Consider the following 3169-nt stretch of genomic DNA (forward strand, 5'->3'; position numbering starts at 1 on the left):
GCGGGAAGCCGCTGTCCACCCGGCGGCCGTCGCCGGTCTCCGCCGCGGCGAGCAGTGCCTCCATCAGGTCGAGCACGTGGTAGGCGAGCTCGGCGCTCGCCCGGTGCGGCGTCCCCGACGCGAGGGCGTGCGCCATGTCCGCGACGCCGATGCCCCGGGCGCCGCCCGTGTAGCCGCCCAGTACCGGCACCTGGTGCCAGGTGGAATCCCCGGCCCGGCGGACCCGGACGTCGCCGGTGAAACTGTTCGGGTCGGGCACCGACAGCGTGCCGTCCGTGCCGTACACCTCGATCCTGGGCAGCGTGCTGTCCCACACGTCGAAGCTCATCATGAGGGTGGTCAGCGCGCCGCCGTGGTGCTCCAGCACGCCGGTGACGTGGGTCGCCACCTCCACCGGGAACACCGTGCCCGCGCGTGGGCCGCCGCCGATCGTGCGGGTCGGGCGGGGAGCGGCGGACAGGCCGGTGACGCGGCGCACCGGTCCGAGCATCAGGACCAGCGCGGTCAGGTAGTACGGGCCCATGTCCAGCAGCGGACCGCCGCCCGGCCGGTAGTAGAACTCCGGGTCCGGGTGCCAGAGTTCGTGGCCGGGCGTGGTCATGAAGGCGGTCGCCGCGACGGGCGTGCCGATCTCGCCCCGCTCCACGCACACCCGCGCGGTCTGGATGCCGGTGCCCAGCACGGTGTCCGGCGCGCAGCCCACGCGTACGCCCGCTGCCGACGCGGCGTCGAGGATCTGGCGGGCCTCCCCGGTGGTCATGGCGAGCGGCTTCTCCCCGTACAGGTGCTTGCCCGCCCCGATGGCCGCGCGGGAGACCTCCAGGTGCGCCTCGGGCGTGGTGAGGTCCAGGACGAGGTCCACCTCGTCGCAGGCGTAGAGTTCCGGCAGGCTCACCGCGCGCACCCCGGGGAACCGCGCGGCGACGGCCTCGGCGTGTTCGGCACGGCGGGTCGCCACCCGCACGGGGCGCACGTTCGGGAGCCGTGACAGCGTCCGCAGGTACTCGCCGCTGATGTTGCCGGCGCCCACCACACCGATCCGCAACGGGCCGGTCATGTCGTCTCCTCCTGTGATCGGCGAGGGATCGTCCGGGCAGGGAGCGTACCGGGGCCGCCGGCCGGCCGGACCGCCCCGGTCACGGGGCCGCCGTACCGGTGAGGGCGGAGGCGATCGCCGGCTTCAGGTCGAGGGGGGCGGGGAGCGTCACGTCCTCCATGGCGCCCCGGCCCTCCGAGAGCCGCAGACTGACGTCGAGCACATGGAGACACAGGTCGGCGCTCAGGAAGGGCTGCTCGCCCCTGAGGGCCGCCGCCGCGAGGTCGGCCACGCCCGCGCCGACGGTGAGGTCGTGGGTGTCGGTGTAGCGGTGCCGGGCGGGCGGCGCCACGAAGGGCAGCTGCTCGGGTTCGCCGAGGTAGGCGTTGGTCTTGCCGCTGGTCCTGACGTGCCGCCGCAGCGAGACCGGGGCGGAGGCCTGCCACACGTCACCCACCGACAGCACCCCCCGGTCGCCGACGACCATGAGGGACAGGTCGGCCGGGGCCACCCAGCCGATGCTGAGCCTGCACACGGCGCCGCTCGCGAACTCCAGGAACCCCAGGGAGACGTCCGGGGCGGGCTCGCTCCCCTCCGGCCACTCCCCGCCCAGCTGGAGCGAGGTGTGCGCCGCCATGCGGACCACCGGGCCCAGCATCGCCACCAGCCAGCTGAGCTGGTAGCCCGCGTGCTCCATGACGCAGCCGTTGGCGACCTCATCCCGGTAGGGCCACGGCACCCCGCGCCGGCTCCGCCACTGGGTGTAGGGCATGAAGGCCAGGGCCCCCATGTCGAGCGAGGCGTGCACCAGGCGCGGCGTGCCGATCAGTCCGTCGCCGACGGCCCGCAGCAGCGTCTGCGCGGACCGGCTGAAGACGGTCGACGGAGCGCTCGACAGCAGGAGCCCGCGCTCCCGCGCCAGTTCGACGAGTTCCGCCGCCTCCTCGTAGGTCGACGCCAGCGGCTTCTCCGAGTAGACGTGCTTGCCGGCCAGCAGCGCCGCCCTGGTCACGCGGTAGTGCTCCGACACGGGCGTCAGGTTCACCACCACGGCGCAGCCCGGGTCGTCCAGCACCTCGTCGAAGCCGTCGAAGACGCGCCCGCCGTACTCACCGGTGAACGTCGCCGCGCGCTCCCGCACCAGGTCGAAGGCGCCCCTGACCTCGACGTGGGGGTAGTTGGGCATGGTGGCGCCGTAGAAGTCCGCGGCGTACCCGCAGCCGACGAAGACCACTCCGACGCTCTCGTGGGCCGTCTCCGGCGCACGGCCGGTCTGCTCGCTGTCGTTCGTCATGTGCCCTCCGCGGGTCCGTCGGTCGGCGTCACGTGTGATCAGTACTCCCCGTCCCGCAGCAGTCCCGCCGCGAAGCGTCCCGCTCTCGCCGCGAGCGCCATGATGGTGAGGGTGGGGTTCTGCCAGCCGCCGGACGGGAAGCAGGCGCCGTCGGCGACGAGGACGTTCGGCGCGTCCCAGCAGCGGTTGTGCGGGTCCAGGACGGAATCGGCCGGGGAGGCGCCCATGCGGGCGGTCCCCAGGTCGTGGACGTTGCCTCCCGGCGCGGTGAGCGCACCGGCGACGGAAAGGTCCTTCAGGCCGGCGACCGAGGCGGCCAGCTCGATCTCCCGTCGCATCAGGCCGTACATCCGCTCCTCGTGCGGCCCGTAGCCGCACTCGACGACCGGCACCGGAACGCCCCACCGGTCCCGCCGGTCGCCGAGCCGCACACGGTTGTCCCAGGAGGGCAGCATCTCCCCCTGGGCGTCGATGCCGCCCAGGGCGGCGCCGTTCGCGACGCGCCGCTGGAGGGACACCCACAGGGCGAAGGGGCGGACGTCGCCGCCCTGCGGCTGCGGCGGGGGCACGAGCAGGCCGCACTGGCGTCCCGTCCACGGCTGCGCGGCGTCCGGCGAACACCCGTCGAGGACGCCCGTGGAGGTGAGCAGCGGATGGTCCATCAGGCCGCGCCCCAGCCAGCCGCTGCTGTTGCCGAGCCCGTGCGGGTGGCGCGGGCCGCGCGAGTTCAGCATCAGCCGGGCGGTCTCGATGGTGCCGCCGCACAGGAGGACGACGCGGGCGCGGACCGCGTGCCGGACCCCGGTGGTGACGTCCACGTACCGCACGCCGGTCGCCCG

The 3169-nt window shown here is 74.3% G+C and carries 3 protein-coding genes; all 3 read right to left on the reverse strand.

Annotated features, from left to right (window positions below; all coding sequences use genetic code 11):
- Positions 1-1057: Gfo/Idh/MocA family protein (locus HW445_RS24110; RefSeq protein ID WP_180223047.1), on the reverse strand; the 1057-nt coding region annotated here is incomplete at its 3' end.
- Positions 1058-1136: 79 nt separating this feature from the next.
- The gene (locus tag HW445_RS24115) at positions 1137-2330 is read right to left on the reverse strand and encodes a Gfo/Idh/MocA family protein (RefSeq protein WP_180223048.1); all 1194 of its coding nucleotides are present in this window, start codon (positions 2328-2330) and stop codon (positions 1137-1139) included.
- Between the two features lie 38 nt (positions 2331-2368).
- Positions 2369-3169: GMC oxidoreductase (locus HW445_RS24120; RefSeq protein ID WP_180223049.1), on the reverse strand; the 801-nt coding region annotated here is incomplete at its 5' end.

It is taken from the genome of Streptomyces sp. UH6, from assembly GCF_013421635.1.
Classification (GTDB): domain Bacteria; phylum Actinomycetota; class Actinomycetes; order Streptomycetales; family Streptomycetaceae; genus Streptomyces; species Streptomyces abyssomicinicus.

Coding starts and splice junctions, on each gene's coding strand:
- HW445_RS24115 (WP_180223048.1), bottom strand. CDS start 2,330: ATGACGAACGACAGCGAGCAGACCGGCCGTGCGCCGGAGACGGCCCAC.